Below are 19144 nucleotides of genomic sequence, written 5' to 3'. Positions count from 1 at the left end.
TTGATTTTCCTCGCCCTTATCAGTTCGTTGTCGCTGTAACATCCCGTGCCGCCAACCATTGCGCTCCCAAAGTGGATAGCTTCCAAATTTCGCCCACGCCGTCGTTGTGAACATGCCAGACAGGGTAGGTAAACTCGCGGCCAGTTGGTTCAAACCATCCCGTAGCCAGCATTGCCGAGGCCATCAGGCCGTTGTGGTCGCCCCAAGTATCGGCGCAAAACTCGTCCATCGCCAACGCTACTTCAGAAGCGTTCAACGACCATTCGCCATAGAAGACTCCGCTCAGCTGCTCGATCCATACTCGAATGCCGGACTCCCTCGACATCAATGCGTATAGCATTTGGCCGTCGTCAAAGCCATAGTAGATCACTGTCTTTTTCATGTGCCTATCATTCCTTCCTGGGACAGCATTACGCCGGTCCTCTCGGTGCCGCTGCCCGGTCGATCCGTGTTTCGTCGTAATAAAAACTTGAATGATGGCCTCCAAAAATCAAGACCTTACCGTTTCGGTGGCCAGCCTACGCCTGATGCAGATTATTGAACAGGTACGTTTACCAACGTGCGCCTGACCAACTGCGGAACATCCCTTTGAACGCCGGCTCCAGAGCCGCCACTGAGAGGCCGTTCATTCAAGTTTTTTACCCTGTTCAAGTTTCTTTTCCTCTACTATTCAACCATCGCTGCTTTGATAGCGATTCCTGCCTTTTTGATCGCCTTCAACGCGACTTCCATTTCGTCGATTGCCGCACGACTCTCTTCGCCTTTCTGACCTCCTTGCCGCGATCCCATGTTTTCAAGGGCCTCATCCTCTGCAGCGCAAATGTCTTTCACCTGATCGCGTATTGCCCTCAATTGATCCAGCGCGGCAGCAAGTTGTTTTCGTCGCGTCTTATTCATATTTTTTCCTCGCTGTCCAGTACCGTGCTGGCCTTCTCATCGGGTCAGGCCCGTCAATGCGGGCCTTGGGGTGTTACTCTGCGTTTTCCGATCAATTAGTCAGTACGCCAATTTTCACAACACGTTCTTTCGTCAGCCAACGGAAAGCAAAAACACTGTCATCTTCAACCAGTACGCAATCATAAAATCCGATATGACGATGCTTGTCTATGGTTAAGTCCAAGCCCATTGTGGTCGGCTTACCAACTTGGTCCAGAATCTCATAAACTGGAGCCATGCCATCAGGCCGCACGCCTGGAACTGCGCGAACATTCAGCGTGACCAATTGTTTATCGCTAGTTGTATATATCAGCTTCAAAATGTTTTCCTCGGGTTTGATCTACGGATTGCCTTAATGCTTGGAGAACCTCAGTGGGACGTCCACGTAACGTTGGCGCCCCTTTGACCCAGGTACCGATACGTCAACGGTAGCGGTGCCCGAGCCAGGAATGAGCTGACCGTTGCGGTCACTCTTGAACGTAATGGAACAGCGCTTGAGAGTCACCCCCGAGTCCACGCCACCAAGTACTGGCAAACCTGCTTCGTTAAACATAACGTACATAAATTTTTCCTTGCCGGCGCCGGCCGGTGCGGGGCGCCCAGGGCGCCGGGATTTTCCGTGGTCAAGGTTGGGGAACGTTCGGGATTTCCAGCCACACGTCTTTGCCGGTGCGCCGGGACGCCCATGCCCAACATAATCCATCGGTTTTTCAACTTTCAAAAACTATGGATCAAGAGAGTCTAAGCTACTGGTGGCGATTCAGTAAAGCGGACTCTATCGGAGTTGGTGCGATTTTGTAATTTAATTTTTTAACGCGTGTAGCGGAGTACTGACCGCAAGGTAGACGAGCTATAAAAAGTGTGGTAGGGAGGTGAATTGATAAAATTATTATTAAATTTCATCAATTTTTCTGGTACATTTGCGTGCGTTTCCAAATTTTTTTATAATCCCCGCATAGCTATCAAATACAGTAAGCGTACACAAATGAAAAAAATAAGAATAAAGTTGATAGCGATAGGTCACTTACCGATTAATTTTCAAGAGAGAAAAGTTCTCGACTGGCAGTCTTCAACTTTTGAAGTCTCGAAGGAAATAGAGAGTTTTTCGCTTACGTGCAATTCCGATGGGCCAGACTGGGCGTTTTCAGACGATCTCGTAAAGGGACAACTGCCGAAGGAATTTGATGCTGACTTCATGGTGGCTATTGTAAACGTTCCTATTGAAGGTAATTGGTATTCGCGACGGCTTGGCAATAATCAGATCGTTTTTTCGTTCTATGAAACTAAAGATATTCTTGAGAGCTGCAATATACCGATTGAAAACGCGGTCTATAGAATGCTTTACGCATATACCCTTTTATATAAAGGATCAGGAGGAAGAATTCCCGGAATCGACGAGGTTCCAGGATTCACACATGACGAAACAAGGGGGTGCTTGTTTGATATGAATGGAATTAAGACCGACCTTGCGGCCTCCTGCAGCAACGCAATAATTTGCGTGCCGTGTCAAGAGCGACTGCGACAGGAAAGGGTCTCTAATCACGTAATTGAGGCGATCCGAGGCGAAATCAAGCGGATACGAAAAGACCTCTACTATCGTGCGTTTGATTTCATAAAAAAATATCCCATTTGGTCGCTCACGCTATCGAGTATTTTCGCACTTGCTCTTGGGGTCACAGGGTCAATTATAGCTTCGTTTCTTTATGATGCTGTGAAGGAAGTACGCTAACATGCATCTGATGAAAATACGCTTGGTAAGCTCTTCAGCGTAAATGGCCATTCAGTGAATAAATTTGGTACGCGCTTAAGCAGTTTCCGTATCATCTACTAATTGCCAAAAGCGGTCGATTGGTTCCACTTGAACGTCGATACGATCCACTTATAACCATAAGCTAATTAAATATGAATACAGTAAAGGAACCACCAAAAGTCTTCATCTCGTACAGCTGGTCTGGGGCGGAGCATGAGCAATTTGTGATCGAACTAGCTACTGCTCTTCGTACCCACGGCATTGACGCAATTTTGGACAAGTGGCGCCTCAAACCTGGTCAGGATAAATACGTTTTCATGGAATCGATGGTTACAGATGCCAGCGTAGTAAAGGTCTTGGTGATCTGTGATCGAAAATATAAAGAAAAGGCAGACATACGCGCCGGCGGTGTTGGAACTGAAAGCCAAATTATTTCATCTGAGCTCTACTCTAAGGTTGCGCAGACTAAATTTATTCCTATCGTAGCTGAACGAGACGATGATGGTAAAGAATTTTTACCCGTCTTTATGGCAGGCCGCATCTATGTGGATTTGTCGTCAGATGAGAAGTGGGGCGACGGTTTGGACGAGTTGCTTCGCCTTATCTATGATCAACCAATTAATCCAGAGCCGAAGCTAGGAGACGTTCCAAAATTTCTTAAACCTGACAGCAATGGTTTACCGACGGCAAAGGAGTTGCCAAGTGCATTGAGATCGATTCGTGACGGTAAATCGAATCGCGAAGGGCTGGAAAGCCTCTTTGTACGAAGCATGTTGACTGAGATGAAACAGCGATACGTCACACCTGACGGTAAACCTGGATATGACGAAGAAATCTATCAGGCGATCTTGCAAACAAAAGGTCTCAGGAACCAGTTTTCAGAATACATTGAATCAGTTGCAACGTTCTTGGGGGATGAGCCGAGGGCACTCAAGCAATGCACTTATCTGCTCGAGCAACTTGGTCAGCTTTTTGGTCCTCCGATTGAGAATGGTATGTACGTCGCGGGATGGGCCGATATCTATCGCTTCTTCGCCCTTGAGGCTACGCTCATTGTGACGGCAACGCTCTTACGGCACGAGCGCTGGCACATGCTTCGACATTGGCTGAAGTATCCATTTCTCGTGCGAACTGACCACCATGATCTAAAAGCTGAAAATATCATTGCGTTTGATTCGTTTCTTTCATCAATGGATGAGCATCGCAACAATCGATTGAGCCTTAATAGGACATGTTTAACGGCAGACATGTTGAGAGAGCGATGTTCTGCTGAACATACGCCGTTCAACGAACTCTTACAAGCGGATATGTTCTTGGCACTATATGGCATAGCTCAGTTAAAGGGGCGTGGCGAAACCAATTTTCCTGTTTTTTGGCGGCCCCGTACGGCAGTGTATTCAACCGAGTCTCTACGCCTACCAATATTTCTCAAAGCAATTGACTCGGACATTAGAAACAATATTCTTTTCGCAATAGGCGTGGCTTCAGGTGCAGATCTCGCAGAAAGAGTCGTCGTGGCGCGTTCGCAAACTGATAATTTTCGGCATTTGTTATTAAGCAGGATGTTTGGGTTTAGTTTTGAAAGTGCCGTGAACCTGCAGGCCCTAACAAAATAACGCTTGTAGGATGAGTCAGAATTCGTAGTTAGATTAAGAGAGGGCGGATGCTGTTTGCCTAGGCTTACCAAGGTGCCTCGCTGTTCTAGCGGATGATGTCCCGCACTTCTTCAATATGCCTCCATGCATGTAGGGCCGCCCGTTTGGCGGCCTGATTGCTTTTGTAAAGATGTCCCAGCGTTTTGAATGTGCCCTTGGCGGCGGCCTGCTCCTGCCCAGCCTTTTTCTTTTTCGCCACCACCTCCTTCCACTTGGCCAGCACGCCCGTGATGCTTTCGTTCGGGTCGTACTCTTCCTCACGCTCGGCCTCCACCGCTTCCGTTTTCGTTTCAAATTCCACCCGCGTGGTAAAAACCGTTGCCGCCCAGGCTGTGCGCGACCTTGACCGATAGCAATTCGGTGGCGTCGATCTTAGGCTTGACGCCTTGCGACGGGCGATTGCGGGAACACGGACGGGTTGCCCAGGGCCAGTTCCGTCTCCAAGATGGCCAGGCTGCGCAAGATGCGCTGCCATTCGGCCACTGCCGCGGCGCGCGCAGGCGCTCTGCTGTTGCCTTGGCCAGCTATGCCATTCTTCGCCGGCAGTTATGGCCAGGGAAGGACAGGTTGTGCTCGAGTGCGGCACGAGACTGTGGAGGGCAGGGGATAGACAGGCCAGCCCCGATCTAGTCGTTGGAGCAGGCAGCTACGAGATCGCACACCTGGTGTCTGGCACGAAACCCAAGGCCCGGACACGATCCATGATTCTCATCGTCCGAGAACCATGTATCAGGAAAGTCTAAGCTACTGACGGCGATTCAGTGGTACCCTCCGCTTCCGCCCCATACCGGTCATTGAAGTATTGCTCCTGACTCTGGAACTAGGCTAAATGGGCGCCATCCGCCTGGTGGGTCCCATTCACCATCACCACGAATCTGACCCGCGCTCGCATCGTGAAGGACTACACCGTCGATCCTAAGCGGCGACTGCTCCCAGATCAGACCTCCTGTATGGTCAAAAGCAAGAACTTCAGATGCCGAAGTTACAAGCACTGCGATGCGGCTATTTAGGTTCTCAAGGTCGCGCGAATCGTACAAATGGCCAAAGTAACCGTCCAGCTGATGGCGACGAACTTCGCCAAGGTAAAGATCAACGACGAACACGAACTGCCCAAAGCCGATGTAAACGATGCCCTCAGCGAAACGTGTGCTCTGAAAGCATGAGTACCCTGCGCTGGCAAGAATGTTTACGCGAGTCACCGGCGCACTATGGTGAGCGATCAAGACACTGGCAACAATGTTGGATTCTGAGGTTGGGCCGCGAGCAACAAGGACGCGACCATGTTCACTTTGCTCGCCAAGACTAAGAAATTTAACTTCCATCTGCATTTGTTTCCAAGGGATACGTCGAGTGACCGTTTCTGGCTGCGGACTCAATCGATCAACGCAACACTTTAACTTAAAGGCACCATTGCAGAGCGAAAATGATGCGAGAGATAACTCGAATCGGTCGCGCCGCACCCCGCGGAACCCGAGATTAACGTCGCAAGGCGTTTAGCCATGGGAAAATTCATGCAGGAACCCGCTGAAGCTCAAGCAGCTTTTACTTGAGCGCGGTCAGTCTGACGTGCATTAAAACTACATTTCCAGTGACCTGTTAGAAAATATCCGGGACTGAAATCTTGTCACGAATAGGTGTATCACATGCGAGCAAGCAAGGAAAATACTTGCTGAAACGGAAAATTATTCTCTTGGCAAAGACTATTACGTCGCCCACAATTAGGTCATTGCTTCGCTATGAGTACTAAATCCGATAGTCAAGGTCGCATTAAGGAGGTTAGCAATGTCAAATCCAAATCAATGGGCAATGATGCAGGAATTTTTCACGGGGCTTGAGCGTAAGATCCATGAAAATCGCGATGTGATCGAGACGAGGCTAAAAAAATTCGCTGAGATGATGGAGAACGCAGCGCTTGCATTTAACGAAGCTGCGAAGGTTCAAGCCGAACTCTATCCGAAATTACGGGATTCCACGGGACCGTTGGCAAAACGAGGCTGGTTCGTCAGCGGTAACTTTGGAATGTCTGAAATCATGGAGCTTGCTCGGCAATGTGGAAGTGTGTCAGATGCCGAACTTGATAGCATAGTCGCCGAAATGTACCGCAATAGCGTCGACGAACTCGGTGCTTCATTGCTACAAGACTATCCAGAACGCGCTTTTGCGATAAAACCAGCGCTTGATGCGCACAACCGTGGCGAACATGCGCTTTCTGTACCTATATTTTTTTCACAGGCAGAAGGCATCTGCTTTACCGCACTCAAAAAGTATATTTTTACCAACGGGAAATCATCAGGTGGCATAGACGAGAACATCAAATTTACCGCCAAGGAGCGATTAGAAGGCATGAAAAAGCCGGACGATGACTCGAATCCATACGCCGCACTTTCCATGTTTATGGAAATTATGTGGCTACCATTCGCGGAACCGCTACCGATTGGATATGGACAAAAAGACAGGCGAATCCACAACTACGAGGGACTCAACCGCAACACACTTATGCACGGGCTTGATTTGGAATATGCCACGGAAGAGAACAGCCTAAAGGCATTTTCGATGTTGAGTCACATAGGTGCGCTAATGCACAACTTGTCAGACACATCAGTGTAAGGGAGCGCGCCCTCGCCCCAATAATTTAACTCATGCCAAAGTCAAACGTCGGATCCGAGCCATATCGGCGCAGGTCACTAAGCCAATGCCCGCAGTGGGGGCGCACGCTCCCACGCTTCAATGTAACGTGGCAAAACAGTTCATCAGAATACTATCTGACACACATACGCCTGGGCCGGTCAAGCCGGCAATACCCAAACCGCCGGTGCGGCGACGTCCAAAGTCGAAATCGCAGCCGGCGAAACATCAGCTACATCGCCGTAAGGCGTTTAACCATGGTGGAGTTCCTACAGTAACCCACCGAAGCTCAAACAGAACAGCTTTTGCTCGAGCGCGGCGGTAGCCGCTGCAGGGCAGGGGAGATAGACAGGCCAGACCCGATCTCGTCGGTGGATCAGGCAGCTACGAGATCGCACACCAAGCGCCTGGCAGGGCGCCCGGGCCCTCAGGCGCTCCATCGGATTTTCATCAGCCAAGAATGATGGATCACGTGCGCCGTAGGTACCAGCAGCGATTTACCCCAATGGCACAGCCTGGACCCTAAGCGGACATCGATAGGTGCAAACAATCATTAATTGAGCAAACGGTCGGGTTTTGATGCAATTCAAACAGGTAATCGTACGTAATTCTTTACTCGTATTGCTCAGAGCCTGAAATGGCCTCAATCACTTCTTTAAATGGAATCACCTTGACTCCACTTACGATCTCGCCATTCTCTTCAAAAAGAGGATCGATAAAAACGTGATGATTGTTTTGAGTCGCCGCCAACACCAGATTATCGAAAGTGGTATCTTCAGACACTACATTTACTACATAATCATCCACATTTTTTCCCGCATCCTTCCAGTTTTCTAGAAATCGAGAAAGAACAAACGGGTCGTTCAAAAAATATATCGCTCCATCAATTAGCAACGGCTTTCCTGTGTCCTTAGACAGGAGCACAACAAGCGGAGCATAATGATGACAGCGTGATGAGTAGGCGACCTCAATACCCGAGTCAAACGATGTCGCTTCAGCACTTTCACACTTTAGGAGCTTGTGCGTTGCGCCAAATCTCCGGCGAACATCAAGCATGGTGCCACATACTGAATGATCTGATGTATAAACCCATGGATCCTTTTTTTCGCGCTGCTTAATATAAGAATCGCTCAACTCCTTCGCCTTTTCATGCGCTTCTTGCATTCCGAATCGCTCCACCTTGCCTCTTTGAGTGACATAGCCAGCACTGCCATCCTCTAAGTTTACACGGACGCACCACGATCCTCGCAACGACGCGGAAGGCGCAAATTGCCAGACTGCTGTTGCGACTACTCCATTATACGGAAATTGCGATAATGCACTTTGCCCAAATCTATTCGCAAGAATCCATCCTTCATAATCAAAATCGGTTAAGTCGGGAAACTCCGCGAATAGTTCCGACTGAATCTCTCCTAGAACCCTCAAACTTGGCCGCTGACAACGTTTGTGGATGAACCCAACATCCAAAGACATTCCTTCTTCATCAACTTCCACTGATAACGCCCGGTCTTCTGAAAGTGGGTAACCACAACTCAAGCAACTAAATAGATTCGTTTTATTAAAAATTATTTTGCTTAGCAACTGCTCATGAGCGACCGCATATACACCCTTATCGGGTTTGTCTCCACAAGAACGAGGTAAAAATAAAATTTTTCTTTCTCTAAATAAGCTTTGATTTGAACTTATGAACCTTCGCAGCCCCGTGACTGTAGCTCCCCGATACAAGATTGGTTGTGTTGTGCCATCGGGCAGCGTGCAGCAATTGGCACTGAATTGGAAAATTCGACGGCCATCTTTACTAAAACGCTCGTACTCACCAATGCAAAGAGCGTCCATGTTCCGAAAACCGTCAAAGAGCACCACTTCTTTACCAGTAGAAATAGGGCCATGCTTAATGGTCAATTTAAATTCTTCGAGTGCAGACTTTTTCTCTCCCTTAGGCTTGATATAAGATCCCAACGCATGAACGATTCCATTAAGATCTACCGACTGCCGATTCTCCATGAGATTGGAAGCCAAATTGACGGTAGCGGTCCACAATAACGGTGCATCTATGATTGATCTGCTACGTAAAAGTGATATGGCTAGACGCTCATCGCTACCATTTGATCCAATGTCCAGAGGTAAAATCCAGATGATCTTCAAGAGATTAATTACTTCTATCTCGCTTGGCTTATAACCTTTGGTTTCTAACCAATGAAATTCAATCATTTTTTTTGTTTTTTCAATTACATCCTGCTCAGCTAGCGTATATGGATTTGAAGATAGCGCACTAGCGTTAAGCCTCAACGACGTCGTAATTTTTCTTAAATCAATAATGATGCGAGATGACGATTCTGTACTGGTCGCAAGGACATATCTATCATCCTGCTTCCACTCGTTGTGATAGTGTCGAACAAACTGCTGAAGGACCTTTGATAACTGAGACGTAGGCAAGTCAGAAAGAGGTAAATTTCTCTTCGCTTGGATAAATACTCTATAACTTCCTTCTAGAACGACATCATCAATTTCATTGCACGTTTCAAGATGTACGCTTTCAAGTTGATATCCAGCATCCAAGGCTAGAGCGGAATAATCTTCGTATTCGATAAGGGCATGTGCTATGGCTAAGGCAGCCACGCGGCCTTGAAAGTTCATGCCTCCAGCTGCCGCCGAACCTCCAGCTGATCCATTTTTTTGTTTCTTATTTTGCTTTACCATACTGTCCGTTCGAAGCCTAAATTTTGGTTTTCAATCTGTTCATTGTAAGGCAATCCGCTTAAAATATTTTAATGTCGGTATTCGCTTTATCCATACCGTCCCTTGTGCGCAGATGTCCGCTATTGGCCGAACCCGGCCGTTCAGCTGAGCATAGCAGGTCGTCAGTACGAAAATCTAGCGAGCTCTACGACAGGCTGGATTCGACTCATAACGGACATTGCGCCGCAGGTCGTCAATCACCTAACTATGACGTGGATACGTTTGTCTTTGTGTGCAGTTCGAGAATCGAATTTAGTTCAGTTTCGAGTATTCGCCACAAATATTTTCGACTAAGTTCGCTTATATCAGTATCACAACTGCTGAAAGTCGTGGTTGCTCCATGAACCAGTTTCGATCGCAATTTGTAAATTTCGCGCACATCGGACCGTATGCTCGAACGTTGGGCAGGGATGCTACCAAGCAAGAAGGCACATCTGTCCGCGAGACGTTCGGTAATACCGCCCGACTCATTTTCCTCTCCAAGCGCCGCTTCAAGACCGATACATGTGCTGATGTAACTTGGTACAGTCTCGTCATCTGCCATCGCATCGAAGGCCCATTCGAAAGCACTCCGCAGTGACTTGGTCTGATCCTCATTGATTTGCTCTACGAGCAACGCACATGGACTGGACAACAACTTTTGCAAGTCGTGCTGCATGTCGATATTGGAAATAATAGGCGGACGGACCTGCCTCATTCCCCCAATGGCGTGAATACTTATCCTATTTAAATAATTTGACAAGTTGCGGCTGAGCTGGATGCGTCTAACCGGACGATCATTCGCAGATGATTCCGATACCACGGCGGTCAGAGCTGGATGAGCGCTAACGTCACCGTCTGGGGCAGTGCTCAACGTGTGAAAATCAGGGTAGAAACCGTCGACTGCGAATACGTTCTTAATAACCCCCACCTGAACACATCGCTTTAGCACAGAAGTTGCACTCAGCATGGCTGACTGTGCACGGGACGACGACAAATATCCGCTGACCGTAACCCTTAAGAATGTCTGAATATTGTTAGCTTCGACGTCTGCGGAACCGCCAGTATCTGACTCCATACCTTGAAAGACCGACTCTGCCGATAAAACGTCGGACTTCCGGCCAAAATCTCGACTAACGAACCCGACTAACGAACAGAATTCGGTATCCGGGACAGTCTGCATCTGCGGCAACGGGAAGAAAACTTGATAAGATCGCGGGATCTCCGCTAATGCGACTATCAATTCCTCGCTCAGCAATCTCGCCTTTTCAGCAGAAAGCGGCCTAGATCGACGTTTTAAACCGGCATTAAGGTGACGCAGTACTGGCCTAGCTTCCTCAAAGACTAAGGTAACTATGTCACGGGCTGACATCCAGTCGCCGAAATACTTCAGACTAGACTCGGCAAATGTATGGACTGCGGGATTCCAAGCAGCAAGTATATCGTTATCGATGATGGTCGTTCCGCTTAGAGCCTGAGTGAGTTTTATTGCAAGCGCTCTCCTAGCTTCGTCCCCAAATTTTGCACGTGTAAGTCGACTTCCTTTGTTATCGTTTGTTGCCATAATATGTCGCAATCGACCGAGGTGATCTGAGTGAAGGAGGGATTTCCAGCTGCCGAGTCTTACGCAAGTAAGTTAGGCTGCACGATGCCGGTGGCACTGTCCAGGTGAATAAATGAAGCAATATGGGCTGGCACAGTCGTCTTTGTTCATCTGATAGGACGGAAAACACATAGATCGCTATTGTCCCGATTAATCAAGGCGATTATGTACTGGACGCATATCGCCATCATACGGGATTGCGCCAACTACCGTAAGTTGACCGACCGCATCTGGCCGGCTGCTGTCGTTGCCAGGTATCACCTGCAGATTCAATCGTTCAACGCAACACTTTAACTTAAATGCATCGTTGCAGAGCGGAAATGATGCGAAAGATAACTCGAATCGATTGCTCCGCGTCCCGTGGAACCCGAGATAAAGGTCGCAAGGCATTTTGCCGCGTGAACGTTAATGCATGAGCCTCCCGAAGCTCAAGTAGCTTTTGCTAGCGCATGGCAGGAGTCTCTGCAGGGCAGGGGAGATAGACAGGCCAGACCCGATCTCGTCGGTGGATCAGGCAGCTATCGCGCACCAAGAGTCAGGCAGGGTGTCCATGCCCAACACAATTCATCGGGTTTTCATCTTGCAAGAACCATGGACCTGGAAAGTCTAAGCTACTGGTGGCGGTTCAATGGCACTGTCCGCTTCCGCCCCCAAAGCTGACCGTCAATTTTTGTGTCCGGGAGTAACCGAAAGCTGGCAATGGGAACAAAGGGCGATTTACTCAGCATCACTAAGAAGAATCTCCTCGCTAAATTGGGACTCATCTTCATTGCGCCGAATTGCACGCAATTGCGTCATAATCTCATCGCCATATGGCGTTAGCGTCCAATAAGTACCCGCGTCTTTAACGCTTCTAGCTTTTTCGCTTTTAGTGATAAGGCCCAAGGCGCGAAGTTGAACTTTGATCGTCTGAAAGTCGTCTTCGCTAATGTAAAAGTTGCGCAGCGCATGGCCAACGAGTCCCTTGTTTTTGCTCACACGCTCAATGCTGACTGTTTCGGCAAACTGGTCAAGTGAACTTTTTAGCACGGGTTCCGTCGCCTCATGAATCATTAATGGAGCAATCGATGCAAATATTTCATTCCAGGTGGGCGAAAAGGTCGAATTCCACTTTTGGCTTAGGTAATCGCCTGGCGCTTTCGCTGAAAATAAAAACCTTATTGAATGCTCTTCATCGCCCTGAGCTAACCCCTCAGAACCCTTAGGTGCAGAAATACGTGCCCGAGATAACTCGGTTTGGAGTTCTTCAACGCGACGACGTAGCTGCAGCAATTCCATCGTTGCTTCTCGATCTGCCAACTCGTTGGCCCGCACCCAACCCACTGCTGGGGTTGACCTTATCAGTTGAATTAAACTCCTACTAACGACAGATCCAAGTTCTTGAGCTGACTCCCAATGTTTGCAAAGCTTTTGCTCTACAGATTCCCGAAACGCTTGTAGCTTTTCTTTTCCCTCTGCTGTCGGTTCCGAATTGTCGGCGATTATCTTTCCGGGACAGCGGTGCAGGAAGGCAATTGTTGGCTTGCCGGTTGAGAGAGCATATCGATACTCCATCTCCGTATAGCTGATGCCCTCGGTCCCAATTGAGCCATAGCGACCTCCAAGAATCAAAATGTAGTAGTCACAGTCGTCTATTACCTTTTTGATCAAGTTCCATTGAGTCTCATTCGCAGCTGGGAAAAGCTCCATGCCGGAGGGCATACAATCTAACTCAAGGAGTGCGTGCATGACTTCCTGCCGCTCGACCTCGAGGTCGCGGAACGTGCTGCTTATGAAAACTTGGTATTTCTTCTCCACTTACGCTCCTAGTTCTTGAGTCCACAATTTGGATACGCTTTGCATCTAGTCAATGACCGCTGTTGGCTGCGGATTCAATCGATCAAAGCAACACTCTAACTTAAATGCATCGTTGCAGAGTGGAAATGATGCGAAAGAGAACTCGAATCGATTGCACCGCGCTCTGCGAGACCGGAGTTTACCGTCGTAAGGCGTTTTGCCGCGGGAACGTTAATGCACGAACCTCTCGAAGCTCAAGCAACTTTTGCTAGCGCGCGGTGTTTGTCGCTGCAGGGCAGGGGAGATAGACAGGCCAGACCCGGCCTCGTCGGTGGATCAGGCTGCTACGAGATCGCACACCAGGTGCCTGGGAGGACACCCGTGCACCTAACACGATCCATCGGTTTTTCATCTTTCAAGAACTATGGATCGGTAGAGTTAGCGGTGGTCGTGGCGATTCAACTCTTTATTTTCCACTTTCCTTAAAGCAATCCAGAATTTCAAATCAAGCTAGATCGATCGTCGTACAGCGAGCTCCGGTGCTAGCCCTAGTTTGCAATTTTTGACATGGTGATCTATGGATAAATTCGGTGTTTTTCGGTTATGATCAAAGGTCACGGTCATCTGCTTTTTTCTAAAAGCTTGGGCGACTTTAATATCGCTAGGTTGCTAATTAGAAATAATTTCGGAAGATAGTATTTCAAACCCATGCATTTGTATTAATAATATGTCAAACAAACAGAGTGATTTTTAATAATTTTCTTGACTATGCGCAATATTTAGTGTTATTGCTATAGCAAATAATATTGGAGATTGCGGTGGTACAAATTTCATCAGTCGCACCATATGCAAGTTTCGTAGTCGCACACGCAAAAATCACTAATGCTGATGCTGCTCGCTTAGTCCGGCAACTGAGGGCGTTGTTCCCTACTAGTTCGAAGCTGTACGATTGGACGGATTTGAAGCCTAATACTATGGCTGGTTTTGATGGTCTCGCAGCCCTGCATCTGAAAGAGAAGCGCTCAGTAACATGGGCAGGCGTCAACAAAGTAGAAGATCAGTTGAACCACCTAGTTGCCGTATTCGTGGCGAAAGGGTTTGCCCTGATTTATATGAGTGACGGCGACCTTAAGTCAGAAATTCACGATGGCTTGTTTGCGGGCGGTTTTTCTGAATGGGAACCGGTCGACGAGAGAGTGCTTGTGAGCGCGTATGTCACAGGAAATGCATTGCGTACACTTTGGCTCGGAGGCACTCACAAGAATGTGACCATTCGCCCAAACAGCAAAGTAATGAGCGGGAAGGATCTAGCTGACGCTATTGATCCCTTTGGCGACTCGACGTTTCTGGCGGGCGCAGTTAGATCTTCGAAAGCTGGTGTCAGCTTGAAGAGAAGCGGCATCTGGTTTGGGCCAACCAAGCAATGGAATGATCTTTGTGTGTTGGCTTTGTCAGTCTTGACAGAACTTGCTGTAAACCAGACGAATATTGCTACGCTTTCTGGGGCCGTGCACGAGGGATTGGCCCAAGCTGTAGGTGACTTTAGTGCAGTCAAAACCGCCTATGAAATCGAATGGGTTGATGTGGACACTATTGCTGGAAAAAGTCGAGCGAAGAAGTTAGAAAAAATTCGTTCGCGATACGTTATCCAGTTGGGCTCGGTGGTTGTCCCTGATAAAGACATTAGCGTTAGGCTGCTAGATTTAAATGATGGGAAAACTGCGGATGTGGTGCTTGAACCGACTTTGACTTCGTCAAAGGTTGTGCAGTTGAAGGTCGTAGGGAAGGTGTCGGGTGGACTGCAGAGTTGTGTCGACGCGATTTCGAATGACCCAGGATTTATTCGCGTTTATTACGAGAGCTGGCATACGATTACAGACTCGACCTTAAGCATGGCCGCAGTTCAAGACAGAGATTTTGCTTTGGAATACTGCAACTTTGGTTTGATAACTGACTGCGATGTCGGTCAAGAAAAACCCGATGGAAAGGTACTTGACCTATCAAAAATTTTTACTGTTGCTGACGTTAGCCTATTCAAATGGGTATTTCAAAAGGGGTTAGCGCAGCTAGGCCTAGAGCAGCCGGCGGCTGGAACATGTTGGCTCTACTGCGATGATGGCGCTGGTGAGGTCGCTGATTTTATCCATGTGGTGCTCCCGCCTCATGGTGGACGGACTGTCCCAAAAATTACGCTCATACATGTGAAAGGCGCTAACAACAATGGCCCCAATCGCAAGGTCTCGGCCGGAGCGTATGAAGTCGTTACTGCACAGGCGATGAAAAATTTGCGCCGAATGATTGCCAACAAAATGGTTGACGACATCAAAGCCACCGTGACTAAGCATGGGGACAACAGGACATGGGACAACCCATGGTCGCTCGGTCTCACATCCGCACTTGGTACCGGACAATTGCTGTTGAACGCGCTCAAAGCGATCAATGCCCAATGTGAGTATGAAGTTGTGATTCTTCAGCCACACGTTCTAAGATCGAAATATGAAACGCAGGCGGGGCCGAGCCAGGCGGTAACTGCAGTGCAGTTGCGCAGCTTGCTTTTTGGTGCAAGTGCAATGACACAGGCAGCCGGAGCGAAGTTGCGTGTTGTGTGTGATGATCGCTAGAAGATTGTTAGTGCTACGAGAGATAGATTCTAAGAATGCTAAAGCCCATAGTTAAAGAACTCGGTGTCACTGAAGGCGAGCGCTATTTAGCAAAGCTAGCAAACTCTACGTTTGTAGGGATGTGGAGCTATCCCAGTGTCTATCGGGATGTAGTGGTCAACCCATCCCGGACACTACATTAAGTTTTTCTTCGGCGACGGCCGGTGCCAATCCCTCATTGAACTGATGTGGCCGTATCCAGTTATACCGGTGCATCAGGTAGTGGCTGATGTCCCGCTGTGCTTCCTTTGCCGTCATGTAACCGGTGGACGGCAGCCATTCCGTTTTGAAGCTGCGGAACAGCCGTTCCATCGGGGAGTTATCCCAACAATTTCCCCGACGGCTCATACTCTGGCGTATCCGATAGCGCCACAAGCGCTGACGGAATTTTCGACTAGCGTACTGGCTACCCTGATCCGAATGAAACAGAAGCCCTTGTGGTCGACCTCGCTGCTCGTAAGCCCTTTCCAGAGCTTGCACAACGAGGTCAGCGTCGGGTCGTTGCGAGAATGCCCAGCCCACCGCGCGGCGCGCGAACAAGTCCAACACCACGGCCAAGTAATACCATCGGCCTTGCGCCCAGACATAGGTGATGTCCCCGCACCAGACCTGATTTGGCGCCTCCACTGTAAATTCACGATTGAGGTGGTTCGGAATATCGACCCGCTCCACCGTGGCCTGCTTATAGGCATGGCTGCCAGGCTGCTTGCAGACCAGCCCCAACTCCTCCATCAAACGGCTGACTTTGAAGCGGCCAATTGCAGTGCCTTCCTCGCGCATCATGCCCATGATGCTGCGGCTTCCCGCCGAACTACGACTCTCGACGAACAGCTCGTGTACGCGGCTACGCAATGCCATGCGCTCAACATCAATGTGGCGGGCGCGCTCCCGATGTGCATACAGGCACGACCGCGCCACGCCGAACACCGCGCAGATCAACTCGATTGATTCGTCACCGCAAATCTGATCGATTACCTCGTACGTTCGATCCCTTCCGACATCAAGAGCGCGGTAGCCTTTTTTAAAATGGACTTCTCCCGCTCCAGACGTTCAATGCGCGCTTCGAGCTCCTGTATGCGCTGCTGGTCAGGCGTCATTGCCTTGCTCTGCGGCGTGATGCCTTGCCGCTCCGACTCAAGCTGCCGCACCCAGCGGCGCAGCACTGATTCGCCGATGCCGACCGACCGGCTTGCCTCCATGTAGCTATATCCTTGATCCAACACCAAGCATGCCGCCTGCTGTTTGAACTCCGGGGAAAACGTACGTCTCTGCTTGCTCATCAAACACCTCTCCATGGCGAGCATTCTCGCCTAAATCAGTGTCCGGGTACATTAAACCACTACAGGTCGCCGTTCTCAATGGCGAACTCTCGCCAGGCAGACTGCAAACTTTGATCACGACCAAGCCGGCTTCAGTCGCGGCGCGGCAGCCTTGTGCCAATGAAAACGCACTTGAACAGCGCGGATGATTCGCCAGTCTCCCCATGTTTTGCACGCACTCACTCAATGTTGGCGATACGCAATTACACGCATCACCACGCCAGTTATGCTTAATGAATATTTTATAAATTTGCTTGACGAAAGAACAGCAACTCACTAGTATATGAATTCAAAAAAAGGAAATGGGTCGACGAAAGCAAGTGCTTCTATACACCCGCTCTAATTCTCAATTCTTCATCTTAGTTCAATTTGACTCTTGTCTTTAGCGTTTCGCATCTTGTTTAGTTATTGTTCTCGCCACTGGGTTTCTTGATCGAAATTGCCAAGGGAATAAACTATGTCTCGCGTAGTAGCCTACCAAGAAAATGCAACCGGATTAGTAGCTCTTCTGCCAGATGGTCGTGTCAGATTTTTACATCTGGCGGCAAAGCCGTTAATCGATCAATACAACCAAAATCCCGATGTGAGCGAAGTAATAGATCTCGACGATTTTATTATTGATTCCCCATTCGTTGAGCTTAAACAGTTTCACCTGTCGGCGCCGGCGATCGCATTCATAGAGACAACCAATCTCTGCAATTTGAAATGCAGCCATTGCTACGCCTGGTCGGGCGAGCGACGCGAGTCCGAGATGCCAACAGAGCGTATTTTGCGGCTACTTGATGAGTTTGCCGAACTGGGCGTCCTGCAAGTATTCCTCACTGGCGGGGAATTGTTCGCCCACCCAGATGCAGTGAAAATAATACAGTATGCGAGAACCAAACCATTCAGCACCCAGATATTCAGCAACGGGTTACTAATAACAGAAGAGAAACTGCGCAATATCCCAGAGGGACAATCGTTTTTCGTCAGCTTCGATACCGCCGTGCCCGAACGATCAATTAGAGGAAAAATGGACTTCCCCAAGTTGCGCAAGTGTTTCGAAATGATGAAAAAGTATAACCATGTGGTGAGGACCGCAATATCGGTGCATCGCTACAACATCGATGATGTCGAAGGGATTTTTGAGTGGTGTGTGGAAAATGGGTATCCGCGGCCACAATGGCTCGAGACCCATCCTATCGGAAGAGCATTGCTTCACCCGCACATCATTCTGACCGCAGATCAGATTGAAGAAGTATTTGCAGTATATGTGCGTTGCATGGATAAATATCAAGCTGCAGAAAATGAGGCTCCTCGTATATCGGTGACCGGTGATCCACATCCGCGTGAGGCAGATATAAGAGGAGTCGATACTATAAAATTTTGCCAGCAACTTGAACGTGCAACAGGGCAAGAGAAATGTGGAAGATCCGTTGCGTACGTAAACAGTAGCGGCGAAGTCTATCCCTGCAGCAATTGCATGAGTAATAACATCTACCGAGCAGGGAACATCCTGGATCGCTCTTTCAAGGATATTTGGGAAGATGGATTTTCCGAGTTCAGGAATGTACTTTTCGACGACTTTGATAAGTGTAAAACCTGCCTGGTTCAGCAAAGCGATATTTGGTGCCAATTCAAGTGCCCACCACTCTCGCAGAACCTTTCAGGAAGCCAGCTTGAGTGTGGGGCAACGGAGTATCTCCGCATTTTCATGGTTCGGGCCAATACGTATTGGAATACGCGTAAGCGCCAAGGGTTCAAGTTGAGCCTGATGGCAAAAACGGCATGATAGAGCCGGAGTTGGTCCAATCTATCACTGGGTTTTTTTCAATTTCTAGGAGCCTCAGCATGGAAACAAACTTTACGAAAGCAAGTCTGCCGTCGGATGGCATTTCAATTTCGGCGTCACCAGGTAACAAGTTCACTCGCATTCATCTTGACCTGGCGAATGATGGCGTCACCTTGGCAATGGTCGGCGCAGCCTCGGCGTTGAAGGCAGACGACAGTCGCCATATGGTGACGCTCAAGTCAGCGGCGGATGGCATCTCGCTCGCGATGGTTGGCGCCGCGTCGGCGATTAAATGACCTAAAGCAATTAAGCGCTCCTGAGTTTCACGGGC

At 48.8% G+C, this 19144-nt stretch carries 15 protein-coding genes; 6 read left to right on the top strand and 9 right to left on the bottom strand.

What is annotated here, in order from left to right:
* Positions 1-19: 19 nt before the first annotated feature.
* The 3 genes from MRBLMS1_RS01935 to MRBLMS1_RS01925 form a co-directional block, all read right to left on the bottom strand.
* Positions 20-382 (bottom strand): hypothetical protein, encoded by a 363-nt coding sequence (locus tag MRBLMS1_RS01935; protein ID WP_485877448.1) that lies wholly within the window; start codon positions 380-382, stop codon positions 20-22.
* Between the two features lie 284 nt (positions 383-666).
* Positions 667-897 carry a hypothetical protein gene (locus tag MRBLMS1_RS01930; RefSeq protein WP_485877446.1) on the bottom strand — a complete coding sequence of 77 codons (231 nt, stop codon included), beginning with the start codon at positions 895-897 and terminating at the stop codon, positions 667-669.
* 91 nt (positions 898-988) lie between these two features.
* Positions 989-1255 carry a hypothetical protein gene (locus tag MRBLMS1_RS01925; protein WP_485877444.1) on the bottom strand — a complete coding sequence of 89 codons (267 nt, stop codon included), beginning with the start codon at positions 1253-1255 and terminating at the stop codon, positions 989-991.
* Positions 1256-1921: 666 nt separating this feature from the next.
* Between MRBLMS1_RS01925 and MRBLMS1_RS01920 the strand changes: the two genes are divergently transcribed.
* Together MRBLMS1_RS01920 and MRBLMS1_RS01915 are read left to right on the top strand one after the other, a co-directional pair.
* The gene (locus MRBLMS1_RS01920) at positions 1922-2665 is read left to right on the top strand and encodes a hypothetical protein (protein WP_485877442.1); all 744 of its coding nucleotides are present in this window, start codon (positions 1922-1924) and stop codon (positions 2663-2665) included.
* 173 nt (positions 2666-2838) lie between these two features.
* Positions 2839-4302, top strand: a complete 1464-nt coding sequence (locus MRBLMS1_RS01915) for a toll/interleukin-1 receptor domain-containing protein (protein ID WP_485877441.1) — start codon at positions 2839-2841, stop codon at positions 4300-4302.
* A gap of 85 nt (positions 4303-4387) precedes the next feature.
* Here MRBLMS1_RS01915 and MRBLMS1_RS01910 read toward each other — a convergent pair whose 3' ends face one another.
* Positions 4388-4642, bottom strand: coding sequence for a hypothetical protein (locus MRBLMS1_RS01910; protein WP_485877439.1), 255 nt, complete (start codon positions 4640-4642; stop codon positions 4388-4390).
* 490 nt (positions 4643-5132) lie between these two features.
* Complete coding sequence (locus MRBLMS1_RS01905; RefSeq protein WP_485877437.1) at positions 5133-5669, bottom strand: hypothetical protein; 537 nt, start codon at positions 5667-5669, stop codon at positions 5133-5135.
* 454 nt (positions 5670-6123) lie between these two features.
* Between MRBLMS1_RS01905 and MRBLMS1_RS01900 the strand changes: the two genes are divergently transcribed.
* Positions 6124-6948, top strand: coding sequence for a hypothetical protein (locus MRBLMS1_RS01900; protein ID WP_485877435.1), 825 nt, complete (start codon positions 6124-6126; stop codon positions 6946-6948).
* A gap of 630 nt (positions 6949-7578) precedes the next feature.
* Here the strand turns inward: MRBLMS1_RS01900 and MRBLMS1_RS01895 are convergent.
* The 3 genes from MRBLMS1_RS01895 to MRBLMS1_RS01885 form a co-directional block, all read right to left on the bottom strand.
* Positions 7579-9666 (bottom strand): hypothetical protein, encoded by a 2088-nt coding sequence (locus tag MRBLMS1_RS01895; RefSeq protein ID WP_485877433.1) that lies wholly within the window; start codon positions 9664-9666, stop codon positions 7579-7581.
* A 244-nt stretch (positions 9667-9910) separates the two neighbouring features.
* Positions 9911-11248 (bottom strand): hypothetical protein, encoded by a 1338-nt coding sequence (locus MRBLMS1_RS01890; RefSeq protein ID WP_485877431.1) that lies wholly within the window; start codon positions 11246-11248, stop codon positions 9911-9913.
* A 756-nt stretch (positions 11249-12004) separates the two neighbouring features.
* The gene (locus MRBLMS1_RS01885; RefSeq protein ID WP_485877429.1) at positions 12005-13084 is read right to left on the bottom strand and encodes a DUF4062 domain-containing protein; all 1080 of its coding nucleotides are present in this window, start codon (positions 13082-13084) and stop codon (positions 12005-12007) included.
* Positions 13085-14022: 938 nt separating this feature from the next.
* Between MRBLMS1_RS01885 and MRBLMS1_RS01880 the strand changes: the two genes are divergently transcribed.
* A complete protein-coding gene (locus tag MRBLMS1_RS01880; RefSeq protein WP_485877428.1) occupies positions 14023-15684 on the top strand; it encodes a hypothetical protein in 1662 nt (553 codons plus the stop codon).
* A gap of 156 nt (positions 15685-15840) precedes the next feature.
* Here MRBLMS1_RS01880 and MRBLMS1_RS01875 read toward each other — a convergent pair.
* Positions 15841-17003, bottom strand: a protein-coding gene (locus tag MRBLMS1_RS01875; RefSeq protein WP_478309013.1) for an IS3 family transposase whose coding sequence is annotated in 2 segments (ribosomal slippage) — positions 15841-16748 and positions 16748-17003 — 1164 coding nt in all. Because the reading frame shifts where the segments join, the coding sequence is not laid out codon by codon here.
* Between the two features lie 496 nt (positions 17004-17499).
* On the opposite strand from MRBLMS1_RS01875, the gene MRBLMS1_RS01870 reads away from it, so the two are divergent.
* Together MRBLMS1_RS01870 and MRBLMS1_RS01865 are read left to right on the top strand one after the other, a co-directional pair.
* Positions 17500-18813, top strand: a complete 1314-nt coding sequence (locus MRBLMS1_RS01870) for a radical SAM protein (RefSeq protein ID WP_485877426.1) — start codon at positions 17500-17502, stop codon at positions 18811-18813.
* A gap of 59 nt (positions 18814-18872) precedes the next feature.
* Positions 18873-19109: a hypothetical protein gene (locus MRBLMS1_RS01865; protein ID WP_485877425.1), complete on the top strand. Its 237-nt coding sequence runs from the start codon at positions 18873-18875 to the stop codon at positions 19107-19109.
* Positions 19110-19144: the final 35 nt, after the last annotated feature.

This window comes from Massilia sp. LMS1-1-1.1 (assembly GCF_040815535.1).
GTDB classification, from domain to species: domain Bacteria; phylum Pseudomonadota; class Gammaproteobacteria; order Burkholderiales; family Burkholderiaceae_D; genus Janthinobacterium; species Janthinobacterium aestuarii.
The sequence above is the reverse complement of the archived record's forward strand: the minus strand, read 5'-3'. Positions and strand labels throughout refer to the sequence as shown.